Source organism: Chryseobacterium piperi, assembly GCF_002285635.2.
In the GTDB taxonomy this organism is placed as follows: Bacteria; Bacteroidota; Bacteroidia; order Flavobacteriales; family Weeksellaceae; genus Chryseobacterium; species Chryseobacterium piperi.
Map to the genome: position 1 here is coordinate 1,935,970 of NZ_CP023049.2, position 20,402 is coordinate 1,956,371.

A 20,402-nucleotide genomic window follows, 5' to 3' on the forward strand; every position below is an offset into this window, starting at 1 on the left:
GCTATCTTAATCATTCAAAAGCTTCTTTTATGTGGAAAGGAAGCTTTATATATTTTATAAAATGAAGAAAAAAATATACCTATTGGTATGGACGATCTTGATTCCTTTATTAGCATGGATTGCTTATTTCGGGAATCATTTTTTTTCAGGTACCACCTATTCTGTAATTCTGACTATTTTCCTGATCGGCAGTGTACTGGCCGCGGTTCATCATTCAGAAGTCATTGCTTACCGTCTTGGAGAGCCATTCGGAACATTGCTTCTGGCATTTGCTATTACCATCATCGAAGTGGCTTTAATTATCTCCATCATGCTTGGTGCAAAAGGCCTTGAGACAATCACCCTGGCAAGAGATACCGTTTTTGCCGCAGTAATGATCATTATCACAGGAATCATTGGTATTTGTATTATTGTTGGTTCTATAAAATACAGAGAGCAAACTTTTACTTTACAGGGAGTCAGTACCGCATTAATTACCCTTACCACCATCATTATGTTTGTTCTTATCCTTCCTAATTATACCATCAGCCATTCAGGAGGTGAATATACCAAGTTCCAGTTGCTATTTGTTGCCATTGTTTCACTAGGACTCTACTTAGGTTTTACGATGATGCAGACTGTAAGACATCGCAGCTATTTTATCTCTCCTGAAAATAAATTAATGAATGCTCTTTCTTCAGAAGAACGCCTCCCTGCAAAGCCCTCAAAAAAAGAAATGTATATCAGTGGAATATTTTTGATCCTCTGCCTTGGAATTGTTGTTTTGCTTGCCAAGCTTCTATCAAAAGATGTAGAACATATCGTGGTTTGGGCCGGAGCTCCGAAGTCCCTGGTCGGTATTATTATTGCAGGGATTGTTCTTTTACCTGAAGGAATGGCTGCTTTCAGAGCTGCCAGAAGTAATCAGATTCAGACTTCACTGAACCTTGCTTTCGGCTCTGCTTTAGCCAGTATTGGCCTGAGTATCCCCGCTATCGCAATTACATCAGTGATTACCGGAATAAGAATGACGTTAGGTATTGACATTAAATCTACCCTTCTTTTGGGGCTATCCTTATTTATTATCACCATTTCCCTGATCACCGGTAAAACGAATATGATGCAAGGGCTCGTACTTATTGCTATTTTTTTACTTTATCTTTTCATTACGATAGCTCCTTAGCAGAAAGGGATCAGTTGCTTTGCCAGCCTCCTGCTCTCAGCTCCCTTTCTACTTCATTAATATCCGTTAATGGAAGATCATAACTATCATCAATATATCGGATAATATTTTCGTCGGTTTTATCATCCAGCTTTCTGATGAAAAGTTGATTATTGGCTTTTAAATATTCTATGAACAACTCAGGATCTTCTTTGGTACAATATCTTTTTTCGAGTACTGCTCTTTTATCATCATTCACAATAATATCATGAAAAGAAGTATTCATCAAGACAGTTTGAAAAAAAGAATCTCCCGGCAATAAAGTATTGAGATAATACTCTTCAAACTCCATCACTTTTTTATTATTGCTTAAAAAAGCACAAGTATCTCTGGTAAATATCACCCATTTTCCACCAATATAGGGGACAACTCCTTTCATAAACTCTCTTTTATAAATCAGGGAAGAAATACGGTGAGCCAATTCTGTAAAATGATTCTGTATCCTTTGAAGCGTATCCGGCCTGTAGAATTTCTGATCATAATAGAACAGATAATTTTTTCCCCTGCGGGCAGCAAGAAACTCACGGATGATCGTTTGGGATTTTAAAGGATAATCTTCACCACTTAAATTGATAAAGTAATCCCATTCCGTACTCACATTCAATAAAAACTCCATGGCATCCAACTCCGCTTGTATCATACTGAACCCTCCTGAGATAATATTCATGCTCTCGAGGATATAGGCATTAGGAAACTGTACTAGAAACAATTGAATTTCTTCAGTAATTTCGGGCTTTGCTTTCCGGTCAATGTGAATAAGATAAAACTGATCACGGGAATATATCTTATGAAATAGTTTCATAAATTTTTCCGGCTGATCATGAATCATAATGAAATAGGCTATTTTTACAGAGTCTGAAGAAAGCCTTTTTAAAGGTTGTGACTGGGTCTGGGTAATGGAATGGTAGGGTTGCATGGTAGAGAGATTAAAATCATCCGCACCTGCAAACAACTTAATAACATATAAAGCTACAAATAATTTTTTGAAAATCAATCAATTAAATCATCCTTATTCCATATTTTTATTGTATATTTGCATATAATAAATAAACAGGCCTCTGCCTTTGCTTTCTGTTACAGTTTAGAATACCCATTTTTTTCTTTCCAGTTTTTGCTTTTTCAGCTGCCAAATTTAACCCTTATTTATTTCATGAATGAATATTTATATTGGCAATTTTAACCTTCAAACGAAAGAAAAACAATTAGAAAGCTCTTTTACTCCTTTAGGAGATTTACTCACAGTAGAAATTATTAAAGAAGACCATTCCGAAAGCTCCCGAGATGACGGATTTGTAAAAATGCCTAATTAAACTACGGCATGACATGCTATTGCAAAACTCATAACAGCCTAAGGGAAAGAAATCCGGCACTGTAATGAACCAAGCAAAATAAATAATGGAAAAAAGTAAGAATCACACCCTTTCTTCATCCAAATACCCAATAACAAAATAATTATATCAATCTCCCGAACACGGAACCAATTGATAAAAACGTCGAAGTTTTCGACAACCTTATATGAATTTCAAAAATCTAAATTTAATCAACCCTATTATACGTGCTGTAACCGAAGCAGGATATTCAAAGCCTACAGAGATACAAAGCAATGTAATTCCTCAGATTCTGATGGGTAGGGATGTTATGGGATGCGCACAGACAGGAACCGGAAAAACAGGTGCATTTGTAATGCCTGTTCTTCAGTTACTAAAGAAGAGCGCTCCGGAGCATAAAGAAATTCGAACATTGATATTAACGCCAACAAGAGCATTAGCTACTGAAGTTGAGGAAAATTTTAAAATATATACGAAATACCTTCCTTTATCTTTATTCACTGTTTACGATGGTGTTTCACAAGGAGGCCAGCTTGCTGCTCTGAGAAAAAGAGTAGATGTTTTGATTGCAACTCCTGAAAGGTTGTTGGATCTGGTAGCTCAAAGACATATTAACCTATCTAAAATCGAAATTCTGATTTTAGATGAAGCTGATAAAATGCCGAATGCAAGTTTTATAGACCAGGTAAAAAAGGTTCTTAAACTTATTCCGCAAAAAAGACAGACCCTGTTCTTTTCATCAACAATGCCGAAAGATCTGCGAAGATTTGCCGACAGCCTACTGAATAACCCGGTAGAAATTATGATTACTCAGGACTCCTCAATTGCTAAAAACGTTGATCCGTCCATAAGTCTTGTTGAAAAAAAAGAAAAAACTGATTTGCTTGTCAACTTATTACAAGATGATTCTCTTTTACGCTCCCTTCACTTTGCAATGAAGAGAACCGTAAGGATATAAAAAAGCAATCAATAGATGACAGACTATAAAAGGCTTGTCACCCGCAAATATTTAATACAATAACTAAATAATAAAATTAATTTATGGCAGATTCTTTCTCTAAAAAAGAAAATTTCAAGAAAAAAATTCAAAAACAAAAAGAAAAGGCTTTGCGTCGCGAAGACCGTAAAACTAATAACAATAAGGGAAAAGGACTTGATGAAATGCTAACGTATGTTGACTCATACGGAAGACTTACGTCTACTCCACCAGAAGAAAAACAGGAAATCAATCTTGACGATATTCAGTTAGGAGCAGCACCTATTCCCGAAGAAGAGATCCGTAAATCAGGTATTATCACATTTTTCAGTGATAAAGGGTATGGTTTTATCGCTGAAGATAAAACAAAGGAGAATGTATTTTTCCATACCAATAACTGTATTGAGGAAGTAAAAAAAGGAAATAAAGTATCATTTGAAAAAGAGCGATCTCCAAAAGGATTTTCTGCAGTTAATATTCAATTGATTAGATAATAAAAAAATAACAACAATTTTAATAACAAATACAATGCAAGAAGGCACAGTAAAATTTTTTAACGAAACAAAAGGTTTCGGATTTATTTCTCCATCAAACGGAGGAGAAGATATTTTTGTACACGCTTCAGGATTAAGCACTAGAATCATTCGTGAGAACGATAAAGTGACTTTTGAAGTACAAAAAGGTGAGAAAGGATTAAATGCAATAAATGTAAAGCTAGCTTAGTTCTACAGATATTCTCCATAAGATGATATCAACTCATTGATTAAGCCCCATTTATGGGGCTTTTTTATGCATATACTCTAGATTTCTGAAAACTATTTTTATAACTGAGCCTTCTAATAAAAGCTCAGTTTCAATTTTTCAACAAAATATATCGCCGTGATTTTATCAGAAAATCGTTTCTATTAAGAGCCTGTTTAAAAATTTCTCAAAAAAATAATAAAGAATTTCATTTTTGTTTCCTCGCAGATTCTACATTCTTTACCACGTAAATAGAAAAGATTCGTGTATTCGTGGCAAAAAATAAAATTAGAAAAATGACCTAACACTCTCATATAAAATTAGAAACAAAGCAACAGGATTATAAATACATTAGAATAGCCACGAATAAGGCTCTTTACAATGTATTCAGATGTTTTTATGTTCAGAATAATCCGGGATTCTCAATATTTAGAAAACTTAATCAACTATATAAAGACTTAATTTTAGAAATTTAATTACTCAGCTCACTTGTAAAAATACTATATTTATTCAATCCAAAAATTATACTATTGGTGTTCGCATCGGAATTTAAACCGAATTAATGGAAAAGTTAAAAGTTTCCTGAAATCCGGAGCTTTTTTGACAAGCTGCGAATAGTCTGTATAGTCCGGATATTATTAAAAACACAAATATGAAAATTACAATTACCAGAACTACCAGCATGGTAGACAAGGGCGCTCTTCTGAAACGTCTTCAGCATAATATGTTTACAGAAGTATTAAATATTCCCAGAAAATTCAGTGATATCCAACATACGCAAATTAAAGCTTTAGTATAATGAAGAGAACTGGTAAAATAGTAAAGCGGATATTATTTATATTGTTAGGCTTCGTTGCCGTCCTTAGTATACTGGTCTATTTCTATATGCGACAGTCAGAATTTGGAGCCTTACCTGAAGGTAAACGGCTTGAAATGGTACAAGCTTCACCTCATTATAAAAATGGCAAATTTAGAAATCTGGTTGAAAGGCCTGTTCTTACTGAAGGATATAACATGACAAAGGTTATTTATACGACATTATTTACAGATTTTCCTAATAGAAATCCTATCGATTCCCTTCCATCCGTAAAAACTAATTTAAAGACACTGAACCCACAGGAAAATGCTTTGGTTTGGTTTGGACATTCTTCTTTTTTCCTTCAGCTAGATGGAATAAAGATCATAGCAGATCCTGTATTTAGTGGGAAAGCCTCTCCAATACCCGGCAGTATTAAAGCATATAAAGGAAGCGACATCTATACTGTAGCAGACTTACCTGATATAGATTACTTACTTCTATCCCATGACCATTATGATCATCTGGATCACGAGACCGTCAGCGCATTACAGAAAAAAGTAAAATTTGTGATCTGCGGATTAGGAAATGGAGCTCATTTCGAACGCTGGGGATACACTTCTGAACAGATTATCGAAAAAGATTGGTATGAGTCTGTAGAAATAAAACCCGGATTCAAAATATTCACCGAATCTACCCATCATGAATCCGGCCGGGGCTTTATAAGCGGGCAAGCATTATGGCTGTCTTTCTTAATTCAGGCACCCTCAATGAATATCTATTACAGTGGTGACGGAGGACGTGATGATCGGTTTAAGACAATTGGCTCTAAATATGGGAAGATAGACTGGGCGATTATGGAATGCGGCCAATACAACAAAGCCTGGCAATCTGTACATGAACTACCCGAAGAAGTTGCCTTAGCAACGAAAGAACTCCATGCACAAAATCTATTACCCGTTCACCATTCCAAATTTACTCTGGCTAACCATCCCTGGAAGGAACCTCTGGAAAAAATATCCGAGCTATCCAAAAATCAACCTTATCGTTTGACAACACCAATGATTGGTGAATTGGTACAATTGGACAGTCAACGTCAACAGTTTAAGGAATGGTGGAAAAATATACATTAATGCTTTCATTTTTATTCCATGTAAATAAAATATAGTAAAAAAAGATCCTCTAGTGGTAATTATTCCTGCTACTTGAGGATCTTTCTCATTTTTGCTTGCTTTTTTGCAACATAAAATTCATCATCAGTAAATAAGCAAGCCTGGCTTCTTTCCGGGAAAGAATATAAGTTTTTATGAAAGAGATGACCTTCATATTAAAAAAAGCTATCCTAATTTAAGAATACATTTTTTATATACATCTGGTTATCACTATCAAAAAAGAACACACAAACCACTAAATATCAGATACTAACAAATTAATTCACATCCATTTCATCCATTTTTTAAAAAAAGATGCAATTTTATTTGGCTACTTAGGTCAAACGACCTATATTTGTATTAGGTCAAATGACCTAGTTGTTAAATATTAAACAAATGGAAACAAAAAAAGTATTAGTCATTAACGGACACCCGGACAAAATTAGTTTTAATGAAGAAATAGCTCAGGCTTATTTAAAAGAATTGGCAGATCTTGGAACAGAGGCGACTTATCTTCCACTAAGAGATTTAAAATTCGATCCTGTTTTAAGAAACGGTTATCGGTTAATAAGCGAACTGGAGCCAGATTTGAAAAATGCTGTAGAATTAATTAAAAAAAGCACTCACATCGTCTGGATCCATCCCCTATGGTGGTTTGGAATGCCGGCATTATTGAAAGGTTTTATTGATCGTGTCTTCTTACCGGATATTGCATTTAGCTTCAATAAAGAAACTGGAGAGGAAAAGCCATTATTAGGAGGGAGATCAGCGAGAATCATCAGTACAGGAGATGCTGGAAAAGATTTATACGAAAAGGTATTCAATAACTCGGCTATAACGCAATTAAAATTAGGAATATTAGAATTTAGCGGTTTTGACCCTGTTTCAGTTAATTATATTGCCCCAATCTACCTAAAAACACGTGAAGAGCTCGATGTTTACCTTGATGAGATAAGAGCTGCTGCTAAAGAAGATTTCAAACTGATTAGCTAAACGCCTTAGATAACAATAAAAACACAAATTTTAAATAAATAATATTATGTCTAGATTAAATGGAAAGGTTGCATTAGTAACCGGAGGTGCTCGCGGAATTGGAGCGGCAATTGTAAAAGCGTTTGTTGCACAAGGTGCAAAAGTAGTTTTTGGAGATATATTAGCTAAAGAAGGACAAGCTATAGCTGATGAAGTAGGACCAGATGCAACATTTATACATTTCGATGTAAGAGATTTAGAAGGCTGGAAAAAAGCGGTAGCATTAACTATTGAAAAATATGGTAAACTTAATGTACTGGTAAGTAATGCTGGTATTGATAAGGGCGGACATATTGATGACTTTAGCTTTGAAGATTGGGATGAAGTAATCAACACCAATCTGGTAGGTTATTTTAAAGGAATAAAAAGTGTTATGCCAGCCATGAAAGCAGCAAAAGGAGGTTCGATCATTAATGTAGGATCAACCGGTGGTTTTACTGCATTTCCAGGAGCATCTGCCTATGTAGCTTCATATTTTGGAAACCGTGGCTTAACAAAGGCTGCTGCACTTGATTTAGGAAAGTATAATATCAGAGTGAATTCTGTACACCCTGGTTACATCAGAACCAATATGACAGCTCCATTCCCGAAGAATATCTATCAAGGATATGCTCTTGAAAGGCTGGGTGAGCCTGAGGAGCTTGCAAATCTGGTCGTGTATCTTGCCAGTGACGATTCGTCTTACTCTACGGGTGTAGAATTTATCGCCGATGGAGGACAGACTCTTGGAAGAACGGATGAGTTTGATCCAAACAAGTATACTTTAAAAGTATAAGATAGAAAGCCCGGAAGAAGATTCTTCCGGGCTTTGTCTTTATATCAAACTTATCGATAAACTTCTACTTATAATGCTGAAATATCCCAAAATCAGAAGGTGTCCAGAGAGCAGCTTTCTGTCCGGCAGCTTTTAATGCATCATTTGCCCAGGTATTACAAGTATATAAAAAGTTGTAACTTCCATTAGCATCATAAAATGCGTCATTATCTCCATACACAGCATTGGTCGGGATCAGAATAAAATTACCATTCTTGTCCCTGTCAAATTTATTTTCTACAAACTGTACCAGCTTTTGATATTGAGACTTGCTGATCATAATTATTTTACAGTCGTCCCCTTCTTTCATAGTATCGTAATAGGTACAATGCATAGCAGACTCACTCATCCAGAAGGCCGCTTTAAAGGCCGTTGAAAATTTCAAATCAGCCCAGGTTGGTGTGTCCAGATAGAATCCTTTATCACCCCATCCAATTCCTATATAACGATAATCCGTTCTTTTTGATCTGGTGTTGGAAAAGGGAACTTTTGCACTCCAGTCTTGCCATTCATTTTTAACGGGCATAACAATATCCGTATGTACACCATTGGTATAAATATAAATAGGGATTTCTTTTCTCTCTCCATCATCTTTTGCAGAAACACTGATAAAAGGGATCAAAAAACCTAAGACTACATATACAATAACAAGCCCCAGAATAATCCCTATAGCCTTTAGAAATACAATCAATATTTTTTTCACACTCATGTTTTCAAGATTAATAAAATTTAATTTTTAATTTATTGCTAAACTATTTGTTTTTATCGGAAAAATAAGTAAATTTAGGTATGAAATAGTAATAAATATGCGTAAAAACACTAAATCCCAAAAAAGATTTAAAGTAAGAGTAAAAATTGCTCCAAAAAGAATACAAAAAAAACGTTGATTTTCTAAAAGATTTTATCTTTTTGAAAGTCAATTTTTCTTTTTAGGAAAGGCTTTTTTTAAGAGTTCTTGTTGTTTATAATCTTCATCTCCTTACATCTAAAAATGCAAGGCATGATCGGCAACCCTCTTTAACTTTGGAATGTAAATTGTCCAAATGAGGAGGTATCACCCCAAATCACCCTTAATTTTTATCTGAAGATTGCTCCAAGAATTCAATATTTCTTTTCAGACCTGCGAATTTAGTTCTCTTTACAGGAGACTTCCTGAAAATTTCTGAGAATAATTCCTGGGTAAGCTCCTTCCATTCCCCTTTTTTAAAATTTTTAAGAGGTTCATTAGGGGAAAATCGGCTCTGAAGATTAGGAGCAGAAAAACGATTCCATGGACAAACATCCTGGCATATATCACACCCAAACATCCAATCTTCCATCCTATCTTTAAAATAATCAGGAATTTCACTTTTTAGTTCGATCGTTGCATACGAGATACATTTGCTTCCATCGATAATTTTATCCGAAACAATAGCCTCAGTAGGACAAGCATCAATACACTTTCTGCAGGTTCCACAATGATTAGTGGTCTCATAATCCGCAACAAGCTCAAGATCACATATGATTTCCGCTAAAAAATAAAAAGATCCATTCTGCTTAGTGATCAGGTTAGCATTTTTACCAACCCAACCTATTCCCGACTTTCTCGCCCAGCTTCTTTCCAAAACCGGTGCTGAATCTACAAACACTCTGAATCCGAAATCACCGATTTCCTCCTGAAGTTCAGCCACCATTTCGCGAAGAATTTCTTTGATCACCTCATGATAATCTTCAGCATAGGCATATTTAGAAATTTTATAATTCTCCAGAACGGAGATTTTCTCTTTAGGAAAATAGTTATATGAAAGAGAAATCACCGACTTAGATCCTTCTACAAGTAATCTTGGATCCAGTCTTTTATCAAAATGATTTTCCATATACTTCATTTCACCATGGAAATTATTTTTGAGCCACAGCTCCAGATTACGGGCATCTTCTTCCAGAAAATCAGCTTTAGAAATACCACAGCTCTGAAATCCAAAACTTTTAGCTTTGGATTTTATTAAGTCAGAATATTTTTCAGCGTTTGAATTCATGATTTCCTGTTGCAAAACTAAGATTATTTTATAAATTTGCCGCCTTTGACATTCATATACCGAAACAAAAATATATCGAAAAACTGAAAAAATTAAAACTATGAAAAAAGTAGGTCTTCTAATAGGACTTTTTACCATGAGCATCACCTTTGCTCAAATTAGATTTGAAAAGGGATATTTTATTGATAACTCAGGTACCAAAACTGAAGTATTCATTAAAAATGTAGATTGGAAAAATAACCCGAAAGAATTCGAATATAAATTTGACAACAATTCTGAAGCAAAAAAAGAAAGCATAAAAAACATTACTGAATTTGGAATCGATAATGCTGGAAAATATATAAGAAAAACAGTAATGATTGATTATTCCTCCAGTAACCTTAATTCTGTTTCGGATAAACGAGATCCGGAATTTGTAAAAGAAACATTATTTCTAAAATATCTTGTTGAAGGAAAAACAAACCTTTTCTATTATGAAAATGGTGGTACCAGAAGGTTTTTCTACAATAAAGACCAATCTGATATTCAACAGCTTGTTTATAAAGTTTTCTCAGTTGATCAAAGCCAAATCGGGTATAATGAAGATTATAAAAAACAACTTTCTAACATTCTGGAATGTGGAATAGAAAATAAAGAAATTCAAAGAACAGATTACAGAGCCAATGATCTGACAAAGCTTTTCATGAAATCTAATGCATGTTCAAGTGGTAATTCTGTTAATTATACTGCAACAAAAGGTAAAAGAGATGTTTTTAATTTAAGTATAAGACCTGGAATAAGCTCGTCGGCACTTCAGACCACTGCTTATTCTTATGGATCATCCAGTACAGCAGATTATGATAGAAAAACATCTTTCAGAATAGGCGCCGAATTTGAATTTATTCTTTCATTCAACAAAAACAAATGGTCTCTTTTCTTAGAACCTACTTACCAATATTACAAATCCGAAGGAGAAATGACTAATTATCCAGGAGAATATTATGAGGAAAAAGTGAAACACAGTGTAGATTATAAATCAATTGATATTCCGTTTGGTGTCAGACATTATTTCTTTCTGAATGATCAGTCTAAGATATTTATCAACGGGGGTTACATGGTAAGTGTCAATCTCAATTCATCTATTAAAAGACAATATTCCGACATGAAAATTGAATCCGGAAATAATCTGTTTTTTGGAGCCGGCTATAAATACAATGATAAATTCGGAATAGAATTCAGGGTAAATACCTCAAGAAACATTTTAAGGAATTATAGTATGTGGAAATCCAATTATAATAGCGTGTCTCTAATCTTAGGATATACTCTTTTCTAAAAATTAAGCACAAGTAAAACGTTTTTTTCAGAAAAAAAATACGTAATTTCGTTCATATTTTAATGTTTAAAATCAAACAGCTATGTCTTTAACAGAAGTATTAAAATCAGGAAATTATCAATTAATCGACGTTCGTGAACCCATGGAACTGGAAATGGACGGTAATATAGAAGGTGCACAAAATATTCCATTAGGAGAAGTAGAGGATAGAAAAGAAGAAATTCTATCGATTGAAAAGCCTGTTGTTATATTCTGCAGAAGTGGAAACAGAAGTGGAAAAGCATTAGAATATTTAAATGCCCAAGGTTTAAAGGATGGCTATAACGGCGGAGGCTGGGCAGACCTGAAAGCAACAATCGAAGCAAATCAAGGAACTTTTTAAGTTCCTTTTTTATTTTTTAGCCCCTATCAATATGGTAAAACTTCAGGAAATCTTTCAACAACTTTGTATTACGTTTAATGGTCGTCATGAGCATATTTAATAAGCTGTGATATGAAATGAATTCGTGCATTCGTGGCTAAAATAAATTAAGCTGAAGAAACTCAACAGACTTTTTCAGTACTACTTCAGGAATTTCTTTATGTGGAGTATGTCCCACCTCAGGAATAATATATTTTTCTGAATATCCTTTAACCTGGGTTATTGTTTTTTCAACCTGATTCAAAGTCCCATACTCATCCTGTTCTCCCTGAATAAATAACAATGGGCAAGTGATATTGCCTAAAATATTTTCAATATTCCAATCTCGGTAACTTTCTCTAGTCCAGGTTTCCGTCCATGCTTTAAAGAGAACTTCCACCTTATCACCATGATATTTCTGTAATCTTCTTGCCAGATCGGTGGTTTTATAAGCATCCCAGGCATCATATACTCCTTTTAAAGTAACATCTTCAACAAAAATATGCCCTGCTTCACAAATAACTGCTTTAACTTTTTCAGGGTACTTTCCTGCCATAATCAGAGCAATTGTTCCTCCGTCACTATGTCCAAACAAAATGGCATTATGGATCTTCAATTCATTCAGCAGATCATTCAGAACATCAGCCTCCAGCTCCATATAGTTATTGGATCTTTCATGAGTCGGCATTGGATCGGATTTCCCATATCCAAGACGGTCATATACCAAAACATTATATTGTAAAGCTTCTGAAAGTCGTGTGGGAAAGTCACGCCACAATTGGGTACAGCCTAAAGAATCATGAAGAAAAACCAAAGTCGGCTTATTTTCATAAGCATGGATATATTCCAGATAAAGTTTTTTTTCTTTTATTTCTATTATATTATGATCTATCAAAGCTCAGTCCTCATTACAAATTAGGGATTTTGACTTCTTCAAATTCCTTCAGCAAATTACTAAAAACAGTTTCTACGGGAAGAATATCATCAATTAATGCCGAAACCTGACCTATTTCCAGTTCACCTTCTTCCATATCACCTTCGAACATTCCTTTTTTCGCACGTGCTCTTCCTAAAGAGGCTATTAAAGCCTCTGTATTCCTTCCCTCCTGGTAGATCCCTTCAAGCTCACTAAAGAACTTATTTTTGACCATTCTGACAGGTGCCAGTTCTTTTAAAGTAAGGTGGGTATCACCTTCATTCAGTTCGGTAATCTTCTTTTTCCAATTATCATGTGCACTGGCTTCAATTGTTGCTGCAAAACGAGACCCGATCTGAACTCCATCTGCGCCCAAAATCATAGCCGCTTTCATTTGAGAGCCTAAGGCAATCCCACCTGCAGCAATCAGGGGTTTAGAAATATGTTTTCTTACATTTGGGATTAAACAGAAGGTCGTGGTTTCATCTCTTCCGTTATGGCCTCCTGCCTCAAAACCTTCAGCTACTACAGCATCTACTCCTGCATCTTCACATTTCATGGCAAATTTTGTTGAAGAAACTACGTGAGCTACTTTGATTCCTTCTTTTTGAAGGGTTTCCGTATACGTTTTAGGATTTCCGGCTGAAGTAAAAACAATCTTAACTCCTTCTTCCAAAATAATCTGGATAATTTCTTCAATATTCGGATACAGCATAGGAACATTGACTCCAAAAGGTTTATCAGTGGCAGCTTTACACTTCTGAATATTCTCTCTTAAAATATCAGGATACATACTTCCTGCTCCTATTAATCCTAATCCACCGCAGTTGGATACTGCAGAAGCAAGTCTCCATCCTGAATGCCAGATCATCCCTGCCTGAATGATCGGATATTGTATATTAAAAAGTTTTGTAATTCTATTCTGCTCAGATTCCATCTTATGAAGCTTCTTAGCTGTACTAAAATCTATAAAATTGCTCATACTGTAAAAATACTAAAAACAAAGATTTTATAAGAAATTTAATCACTTTTTTCCACAAAAAAACCTTCAGCATTTACTGAAGGTTTTTACTTTATTTCTTTAAAGCTTCTTTTTTCCAGTTTCCTTTGAACTGGCAAGAATCATAACGACCGTCTATCGATATAAACGTAGTTGGTAATTTGGAATTTACAAATTTCTCAACCATCTCATTTCTTTTCTTATTAAGAGCCATTTGCTTTATCCTATCGTAATCCGTTTCCAGGGTAATCTGGTGAGAAGGAATTACTTCTTCGATTTTGACAATCTTTACTACTTTTCTTTTTCTCTCATCCTCATCATCAAAAGCAGTGGTAATATCATCTTTATTAAGACCGGCAAGCTCATAACTGATTGTTCCCGGAATACTTTCTCTTTCGATTTTGTTGGAACCATCGGCACCAGGAATTACCCCACCGTTGAATTTAGTTTTTTTATCTTCTGAAAATTTGAAAGCAGCATCTTTAAAAGTAATTTTTCCTTCTGTAATTAAAGTTCGGATACTGTCCAGTTTCTTTTTAGCTGTTTTAATCTCATCTTCCGTAGGAGTAGCCATCAAAAGAATATGTCTTGCATCATAGATTTTCCCCGATTTCTTGATTAATTGGATGATATGATACCCAAATTCCGATTCTACCGGATCTGAAATCTCTCCTTCCTGCAAGTTAAGCGCTGCTGCCTCAAATGGTTTAACCATCTGCCCTTTGGAAATATTCTTCATCAATCCTCCATTAGCTGCAGATCCCGGATCTTCAGAATAAATTCTGGCCTGGCTTTCAAAACTCTCACCTCCTGCAATATCAGCCTTGATTTTTTTCAGTTTATTGATCAGTTCATCCTTATGCGCTTCAGTAAGCTTAGGGAACGTCATAATCTGAGCTAAAGTCACCTCATCTTTAATTTCAGGTAATTGAGCTTTATATAGATTATAGAAATCGGTTACTTCGTTAGGAGTAACGTCTGCTTTATCGGTAACTCTTTGATATTTTGCTTGTCCATAGTAGGTATCGGTATCTATTTTTTCAATAGCATTTTTCATTTCATACCCATTTCTGAATTTGTAAGCCGTCAACATTGTTTTTTCATCAGGAAACTGAGAAAGAAGCTGGTTATATTTAGCATTCGCCTGCTCTTTAATAGCTGCAGAACGGTTTTCAATCAATGTATCCTTTTTTGCTTCATATACCAGAAGCTTATTATTGATCAGATTTTCCAAAAACTCACACTTATCCGTATTGGAAGCTCCCTGCTGTTTTGCATAGTTCATCTGTTCATTTACATCAGATTCCAGTACAATTTCATCCCCAATTACAGCAGCAATACCATCTATTAGGTCTCCTTGTTTTAACTGAGATTTCATGTTGGTAGAAAACAGCATCACAAAAACTCCAAAAAGAAAAGTGATCTTTAGTTTATTTATCATTTTAGTATTTTAAACAAGTTGCAAATTTAGAATTCTTAATGAATTACACTAAATTTTTTATTATAAATATTTCTTAAAAAGATCTATTTATTGTAGTTCAACATCAAATGTCGTTAATTCTTTGAATTGTCTCAGTCTGGCGAACATATCAGATTCATTGACTTCTTCAATTCTTTCAGTTCCGAATTTTTCAACAGTGAAAGATGCCATGGCAGAACCTACAATTAAAGCAGATTTCATTGTTTCAAAATCAATCTTATTTTTCTTTGCTAAATACGCAGCAAATCCACCTGCAAAAGTATCTCCCGCTCCAGTTGGATCAAAGACATCTTCTAAAGGAAGCGCAGGGATTGCAAATACTTTATTCTCATTGAAAAGCAATGCTCCATGTTCTCCTTTTTTAATGATCACATATTTAGGACCCATTCCAAGGATTTTTTTCGCAGCTTTTACTAAAGAGTATTCTCCTGACAACTGTCTTGCTTCCTCATCGTTAATGGTGATCACATCTGTTTTTGCAATCATAGTCATCAAAATATCCAAAGCGGTATCCATCCAGAAATTCATCGTATCTAAAACAACCAATTTAGGACGTTCATTCATTTTTTCAAGAACAGATAACTGAACTCCGGGATGCAGATTACCTAAAAGTAAGATCTCTGCGTCTTGCATAGAGTCCGGAATTTTTGGATCAAAATTTTCAAGAACATTCACTTCTGTTGCTAGCGTATCTCTTGTATTTAAGTCATTATGGTATTTTCCTGACCAGAAAAATGTTTTCCCTTCTTTTACGATTTCAAGTCCTTCAATATTTACCTTTCTTTTAGTAAACATATCAAGATGTTCCTGAGGGAAATCTCCTCCTACAACAGAAACGATTCCTGATTCTACGCCCAAAATAGACGAAGTAATCCCAATATAAGTGGCTGCCCCTCCTAAAATTTTATCTGTCTTACCAAATGGTGTTTCAATTGCATCAAATGCAACACTTCCAACAACTAAAAGTTTCATATATTTTTCAATGTATTTTAAACTGATTATTTTTTCCATTCAAAAGTATCCAGCAGGTGTTTCATATCATTTTTGATATAATTCACTGCGGGTGCTAATGAATCCGGTTTAGGTCTTGTATTAAAGTATAGATAGGCAGTTACAAAATGTTTTGTACTGTCCGTAATGTAAAATTGAAGATTAGAAGCACTTTGTCCTTTTAATTCATAAAAGTTTCCGTATACCTTTTTTTCAGGGTATTCGAAAGACTTGGTATCAATAGCACTGGCTTTAATAGTATGCTCGTATACCATTTTCTCTGATTCTTTGATATGATCTGCAAAGTCGTTGTGAATAGGATAATAAGTAACGAAAACTTTAGCTTTCATTTTCGGATAATTCAGATAGTACCAGCAAGGTCTTTTTGCATTTGTTATGTTTGCAAAATTTGAATATTCAAAAGTATAAGCACAATTCGACTCAAATTTTTGATATTTAGGTGTGGGATACTCCAGACGTAATTCTCCATAAGGTTTGGGAACCGGATCTTTTCCACATGAAATTAAAAGCAATGAAGCAAATATAAAAATGACTTTTTTAATCATTTTGCAAAAGTACAAATTAGATTTCAGATTTAAGAAGACAAATTTCAGTCTTTCAACGAGTTTTGAATATAGCTTTCCAACGGCTTCGGAAAAGATTTTTCGTGAGATCCGTGTAAGTCAGTTATGATATATCCGTTTTTGTTTATAAAATCAAGCCAGACCATCTCTGAAGTGATTTCAACATCTGCAATTTCAATGCTTAAATTTTTATGGGTAAGTTTATGCCTAATGGTTTTCACCCCTTTTGTAAATGATTCTAATTCTTGGGGAATAACAACAGGAAATTCGAAAAGTTTCTTCCAGATAAAATCATCTTTTCTCTGCTGAATTAAAAACTGTCCCTGATAGTGTACAAAATAGTAGTTCAGATGAAGATCCTCTGTTTTTACTTTTTTAGTTTTAACCGGAAAATCTGAAACTTTATCTAAAGAAAAAGCCAAACAATCTTCGTTCAAAGGACATTCTCCACAAAGTGGATTTTTAGGCTTACAAATTTCTGATCCCAGATCCATCATAGCCTGATTGAAATCCCCTACGTTTTTAGGCATGACTAGTTCTGCCAATTCCGAAAAGTAAGCAAAAGCCCTGGAACCTGAAATATCAAAATCATCAGCAAAAACTCTGCTTAATACTCTATAAAAGTTTCCATCTACAGCAGGCATTCTTCCACCAAAACAAATACTTGAAACAGCAGCGGCAGTATATTTCCCAACTCCCTTTAATTCTAAAATTTCGTCATATTGAGATGGAAAAACACCTCCAAAATCAGTCATAATCTGTTGTGCTGCCTTATGAATATTAATGGCTCTGGAATAATATCCCAATCCTTTCCAATATAGCAAAACCTCATCTTCCTGAGCCTCTGCAAGAGATGACACATCAGGAAATCTTTCAATAAAATTATTATAATGATTGAGACCCTGATTGATTCTCGTTTGCTGAAAAACAATCTCACAGATCCAGATTTTGTATGGATCTTTTGTTTTTCTGAAAGGGAGATCCCTTGCATTATTCTTATACCAGCCTAGAAGTTTGTTTCCTATATGAAGAAAGTCTGAATCTCTATTATTCTTTTCCAAAAAATTGAGTCTGTTTAAATAGTTCAAAATGTTTCAACATGCTTTAACCTTCACTTAGAAGGACTCGTATCAATAATCTCGAAACATCTGACAAAGATAAGACTATTTACTTTCTTCACCTACAGAGTATACCGGAGCTGTTTTAAGCCATTGGTATTTAAGCTTCTTCTCTTGGGCAATAAAACGGTACCCATCGAGTTTTTTTAGAAAAATATACATGGAATCTTTTTTCAGATGTAATCTTTGCTTGGAAAGAAACTGAAACGGGTAGCTGATGACAGAATCTCTTGTCGTTTTTTCTATGGTTCCTGATTTGAGTCTGTAAATAAAAATAGCTCTTCCACGACCTGAGGAACTGTCGACAAGCTTAATATCAGATGTTGAAAGAACCATATCACTTGCATCAAAACATTCATCCACATTCATTACATAAGCCTTGCCTTCCTGTCTTTCATCAGCAAAAAGATCTACCTTATGACGATCTGATACCTGGTTTTGCTTTTCACAACTTGTTGCGGAAATCATTAGAAAAAAGGGCATGCAGTAGCATAGCCTGGGTTTAAACACATTAATTTTCATAGAATTTGGTAGAAAAAAACCGATGTAGGTGCATCGGTTTTTGATATATAAATTAGATTGGTATTATTCCTGAGCGTATTCAGCATCCCATTCGTTACCATCATCTCCTTTGTGGCCATCCAGTTTAATAACAAAACTTTTTGTAGGAAAATAAGGAGTTAAACGAATGTCCAGCCATACTCTGTCTTTATTCACTTTATCCTGTTCAAAACGAACAATTTTGAACTTTTCAATAAGTTTATCCGGACCTTTGATTCCATCAAGGAAGGTAACAATCTGTCTTCTCAGATCGTCTTCATTCTTCGCATTCCAGTTTTCAAAAGCTCTTCTGTTCAAGAAATCCAGCAATACTTTAGTTACGTAATCAAATACACGAACTACCGAATAGGTTTGAAGTCCGATATTATCTCCTGTAAATAATGTTTTAGCAGAGAAAGCCATGATCTTTCCATATTCATTGACCATCGGGACTAGTCCCATTTTTTCCAGCTGGGAAATTTCACTTTTCTTCAACTCGAATTTTACGGCATCCACCTCATTAATATTCCCGTGTTTTTTACCTGCGGCTACCTGAGACATCAATGTTTTGTGGATTTTACCGGCTAATGAAGTGGAAGGTGGAAGTTCTACATTTTCTTCTTCTCCTACCTCTTCTGCTCTGCCACGTCCTACAAGCCAGTTACAGGTCATAATTACATTACTTCTATGAAGTTCTCCTCCTGTAAGGTTGGCAGAATGGAATAAGTCTACAACGTCATCCGGTTTATCAAGATTAGCGAAATCCGTAACCATCATTACCTTGTTTTCATTACATATTTTTGCCCATTTTTCAATAACTTTATTGGATCCCAGATAACCAGGAATGGCAAGAATAGAGTAATTATCTCTAAGGTCTAAACGATCGTAATAGCTTTTAAATTCCTCGGCAATAGCATCGATAAAGAGTGGATTGTCCAGATCTGAAAGTTGATCAAGACTTGCGTTAACAATGCTTACGTTATCAACTTTATCGAGTTCCGTATTTTTATAAAACTGTGCTACTGTTCTGTAAGAAGTTTCCAACTGACGAACGGTATCGAGTGTATTTTTTAGATTAGTCTTTAAATTCTGCTCAGCCTGCTGTGCTTTATGCTTGCAGGTATCAGCCATTTTATCAGCAGACTCATTTCCTTCCAGAAGACTAACCCACAGGTTGATTTTCTGAAGTAATTCTTTTCTTTCGTCTCCTTTATTATTATCGTTAAGGAATATTTCTTTCCTAGCTTTCCTTGTCGGATTCATGTTGGCGATACCATCCACAACAGATTCTACAAAACCAAACCCACCAATTTTGTTGAGCTCGGCAAGAGGATTCCCTTTCGGTTGTCCAGAATGTTGTTGCTGACCTTGTTGCTGGTTTTCTGCCGCCTGTAATTTACTATCCATGATTTTAATGTAAAGTCTTTAAATTATTTTTCAAGTTCTTGGGCCACTTCTTTCAATACTTCCACAAAAGCAGCTCTTGTCTGCTCGTTTTCCAGCATGTTACGCAAAATTTTATTTGTTTTTAGCTGGCGAACAATTTTATTATATTGTTCCTGCTCCATACTAAGCTGTTGCAAATAATTTGATTTCTGAGTAAGATTTTTGGGAGTGAAGTCCGCAAGATTTTGAAAACGGAATTCTTCTTCCACGGCACTGCCATCTTCTGTTTCGTGCTGTACACTTACTGAAGGCTGAAAATGCTTGAAGACGTCGTCCACAGTCTTTAATCCTGTTACAATTTCAGGGGTATACGTTTCATCGGTTGTAAGCTGACTTACAATTAATGACTTGTTTTCCTGGATTTCCTGAATAGCTTCATTAGCGTCTACTTTTATCTCGTTTCCGCCAACACCATAATTAAACATTGCCATATTATTATTATTTTGAGATTTTTGGTTTGGGTTAGAATGGGTCTTATCTGACGAATCAAATAAGCGACCAATCCAATGTTTAAATTTAAAAAAAAACTGTAACATACAAAATTTTGTTAAGATTTTTCTTG

23 protein-coding genes are annotated in these 20,402 nt (G+C 34.9%); 11 read left to right on the plus strand and 12 right to left on the minus strand.

Annotation, left to right across the window (positions count from 1 at the left end):
* Window positions 1–61: 61 nt before the first annotated feature.
* Entirely contained in the window at window positions 62–1,162 is a 1,101-nt protein-coding gene (locus tag CJF12_RS08405) for a calcium:proton antiporter (RefSeq protein ID WP_034683430.1), read from the plus strand.
* Window positions 1,163–1,172: 10 nt separating this feature from the next.
* Here CJF12_RS08405 and CJF12_RS08410 read toward each other — a convergent pair whose 3' ends face one another.
* Window positions 1,173–2,195, minus strand: coding sequence for a beta-1,6-N-acetylglucosaminyltransferase (locus CJF12_RS08410; protein WP_228379082.1), 1,023 nt, complete (start codon window positions 2,193–2,195; stop codon window positions 1,173–1,175).
* A 160-nt stretch (window positions 2,196–2,355) separates the two neighbouring features.
* Here CJF12_RS08410 and CJF12_RS08415 point away from each other — a divergent pair, with 160 nt between their 5' ends.
* From CJF12_RS08415 to CJF12_RS08445, 8 genes are all read left to right on the plus strand, one after another.
* The gene (locus CJF12_RS08415) at window positions 2,356–2,511 is read left to right on the plus strand and encodes an RNA recognition motif domain-containing protein (RefSeq protein WP_084675621.1); all 156 of its coding nucleotides are present in this window, start codon (window positions 2,356–2,358) and stop codon (window positions 2,509–2,511) included.
* Between the two features lie 205 nt (window positions 2,512–2,716).
* The gene (locus tag CJF12_RS08420) at window positions 2,717–3,487 is read left to right on the plus strand and encodes a DEAD/DEAH box helicase (RefSeq protein WP_051887243.1); all 771 of its coding nucleotides are present in this window, start codon (window positions 2,717–2,719) and stop codon (window positions 3,485–3,487) included.
* An 83-nt stretch (window positions 3,488–3,570) separates the two neighbouring features.
* Window positions 3,571–3,999, plus strand: coding sequence for a cold shock domain-containing protein (locus tag CJF12_RS08425; RefSeq protein ID WP_034683428.1), 429 nt, complete (start codon window positions 3,571–3,573; stop codon window positions 3,997–3,999).
* Between the two features lie 34 nt (window positions 4,000–4,033).
* Window positions 4,034–4,228 (plus strand): cold-shock protein, encoded by a 195-nt coding sequence (locus tag CJF12_RS08430; protein ID WP_034683426.1) that lies wholly within the window; start codon window positions 4,034–4,036, stop codon window positions 4,226–4,228.
* A 670-nt stretch (window positions 4,229–4,898) separates the two neighbouring features.
* Entirely contained in the window at window positions 4,899–5,045 is a 147-nt protein-coding gene (locus CJF12_RS19890) for a hypothetical protein (RefSeq protein ID WP_157759847.1), read from the plus strand.
* Complete coding sequence (locus CJF12_RS08435) at window positions 5,045–6,175, plus strand: MBL fold metallo-hydrolase (protein ID WP_034683424.1); 1,131 nt, start codon at window positions 5,045–5,047, stop codon at window positions 6,173–6,175. Before CJF12_RS19890 ends, CJF12_RS08435 begins: the two co-directional genes overlap by 1 nt.
* A 414-nt stretch (window positions 6,176–6,589) precedes the next feature.
* Complete coding sequence (locus CJF12_RS08440; RefSeq protein ID WP_034683574.1) at window positions 6,590–7,186, plus strand: NAD(P)H-dependent oxidoreductase; 597 nt, start codon at window positions 6,590–6,592, stop codon at window positions 7,184–7,186.
* Between the two features lie 46 nt (window positions 7,187–7,232).
* A complete protein-coding gene (locus tag CJF12_RS08445; protein WP_051887242.1) occupies window positions 7,233–8,000 on the plus strand; it encodes a glucose 1-dehydrogenase in 768 nt (255 codons plus the stop codon).
* A gap of 64 nt (window positions 8,001–8,064) precedes the next feature.
* Here the strand turns inward: CJF12_RS08445 and CJF12_RS08450 are convergent, their stop codons facing one another.
* Both CJF12_RS08450 and queG read right to left on the minus strand, forming a co-directional pair.
* On the minus strand, window positions 8,065–8,742 hold the full coding sequence (locus tag CJF12_RS08450; protein ID WP_034683566.1) for a TIGR02117 family protein: 678 nt from the start codon (window positions 8,740–8,742) through the stop codon (window positions 8,065–8,067).
* A gap of 367 nt (window positions 8,743–9,109) precedes the next feature.
* Entirely contained in the window at window positions 9,110–10,054 is a 945-nt protein-coding gene (queG, locus tag CJF12_RS08455) for a tRNA epoxyqueuosine(34) reductase QueG (RefSeq protein ID WP_034683564.1), read from the minus strand.
* A 100-nt stretch (window positions 10,055–10,154) separates the two neighbouring features.
* Between queG and CJF12_RS08460 the strand changes: the two genes are divergently transcribed.
* Together CJF12_RS08460 and CJF12_RS08465 are read left to right on the plus strand one after the other, a co-directional pair.
* Window positions 10,155–11,366 (plus strand): outer membrane beta-barrel protein, encoded by a 1,212-nt coding sequence (locus CJF12_RS08460; protein WP_117590855.1) that lies wholly within the window; start codon window positions 10,155–10,157, stop codon window positions 11,364–11,366.
* Between the two features lie 82 nt (window positions 11,367–11,448).
* Window positions 11,449–11,748 (plus strand): rhodanese-like domain-containing protein, encoded by a 300-nt coding sequence (locus CJF12_RS08465; protein ID WP_034683421.1) that lies wholly within the window; start codon window positions 11,449–11,451, stop codon window positions 11,746–11,748.
* A gap of 136 nt (window positions 11,749–11,884) precedes the next feature.
* Here the strand turns inward: CJF12_RS08465 and CJF12_RS08470 are convergent, their stop codons facing one another.
* The 9 genes from CJF12_RS08470 to CJF12_RS08510 form a co-directional block, all read right to left on the minus strand.
* The gene (locus tag CJF12_RS08470) at window positions 11,885–12,661 is read right to left on the minus strand and encodes an alpha/beta fold hydrolase (protein ID WP_228379080.1); all 777 of its coding nucleotides are present in this window, start codon (window positions 12,659–12,661) and stop codon (window positions 11,885–11,887) included.
* Between the two features lie 13 nt (window positions 12,662–12,674).
* Entirely contained in the window at window positions 12,675–13,664 is a 990-nt protein-coding gene (locus tag CJF12_RS08475) for an NAD(P)H-dependent flavin oxidoreductase (protein ID WP_228379079.1), read from the minus strand.
* Between the two features lie 91 nt (window positions 13,665–13,755).
* The gene (locus CJF12_RS08480; RefSeq protein ID WP_034683419.1) at window positions 13,756–15,123 is read right to left on the minus strand and encodes a peptidylprolyl isomerase; all 1,368 of its coding nucleotides are present in this window, start codon (window positions 15,121–15,123) and stop codon (window positions 13,756–13,758) included.
* A gap of 87 nt (window positions 15,124–15,210) precedes the next feature.
* Window positions 15,211–16,134: a PfkB family carbohydrate kinase gene (locus CJF12_RS08485; protein WP_034683551.1), complete on the minus strand. Its 924-nt coding sequence runs from the start codon at window positions 16,132–16,134 to the stop codon at window positions 15,211–15,213.
* 26 nt (window positions 16,135–16,160) lie between these two features.
* Window positions 16,161–16,718 (minus strand): gliding motility lipoprotein GldD, encoded by a 558-nt coding sequence (gene gldD / locus CJF12_RS08490; RefSeq protein WP_034683417.1) that lies wholly within the window; start codon window positions 16,716–16,718, stop codon window positions 16,161–16,163.
* A gap of 44 nt (window positions 16,719–16,762) precedes the next feature.
* Entirely contained in the window at window positions 16,763–17,797 is a 1,035-nt protein-coding gene (gene mutY / locus CJF12_RS08495) for an A/G-specific adenine glycosylase (RefSeq protein WP_034683415.1), read from the minus strand.
* 102 nt (window positions 17,798–17,899) lie between these two features.
* Entirely contained in the window at window positions 17,900–18,322 is a 423-nt protein-coding gene (locus CJF12_RS08500; RefSeq protein ID WP_228423538.1) for a hypothetical protein, read from the minus strand.
* A gap of 117 nt (window positions 18,323–18,439) precedes the next feature.
* Window positions 18,440–19,801, minus strand: coding sequence for a DUF5458 family protein (locus CJF12_RS08505; protein WP_034683413.1), 1,362 nt, complete (start codon window positions 19,799–19,801; stop codon window positions 18,440–18,442).
* Window positions 19,802–19,824: 23 nt separating this feature from the next.
* Window positions 19,825–20,271 (minus strand): type VI secretion system contractile sheath small subunit, encoded by a 447-nt coding sequence (locus CJF12_RS08510; protein WP_034683548.1) that lies wholly within the window; start codon window positions 20,269–20,271, stop codon window positions 19,825–19,827.
* Between the last annotated feature and the right edge of the window lie 131 nt (window positions 20,272–20,402).